Below are 629 nucleotides of genomic sequence, written 5' to 3'. Positions count from 1 at the left end.
CATCAAAAAGAAAATCACGCCGAAGACCCGCGGTATTGTTCTGATCAACCCGAACAACCCAACAGGTGCTGTATATAGTCGTGACTTCTTGCTTGAAGTGATTGAGATTGCTCGCCAGCACAAGCTGATCATTTTCGCTGACGAGATTTACGACAAAGTGCTTTACGATGGCGCAACACACACTTCTGTTGCGACGCTAACGGAAGACGTACTTGTAATGACCTTCAACGGGTTGTCGAAAGCTTACCGTGTATGTGGTTTCCGCGGTGGGTGGATGTTCTTAACTGGTCCAAAACACTTAGCACAAGGCTACGTTAACGGTCTAGAGTTGCTCTCGTCTATGCGTCTTTGTGCCAACGTGCCGATGCAACATGCGATTCAAACCGCGCTAGGTGGCTACCAAAGTATCAATGAGTTGATCTTACCTGGTGGCCGATTGCTAGAGCAGCGTAATCGCGCGTTCGAGCTGATCAACCAGATCCCAGGGGTATCTTGTGTGAAACCCAAAGGTGCCATGTACTTATTCCCTAAAATCGATACCAAGATGTACAACATCAAGAATGACCAGCAGATGGTGCTCGATTTCTTGAAACAGGAAAAAGTACTGCTAGTACAAGGCTCAGGTTTTA

Annotated in this window: 1 protein-coding gene; it reads left to right on the top strand. The window is 47.1% G+C overall.

Annotated elements, in window-relative coordinates:
* Positions 1 to 629 (top strand): aminotransferase class I/II-fold pyridoxal phosphate-dependent enzyme (locus R7O13_RS28290; RefSeq protein WP_318305378.1); only part of this gene is annotated, 629 nt, incomplete at both ends.

It is taken from the genome of Vibrio sp. Y176 (genome assembly GCF_033438945.1).
Note: the sequence above shows the minus strand (reverse complement) of the source record. Positions and strands in the feature narration are given on the sequence as shown.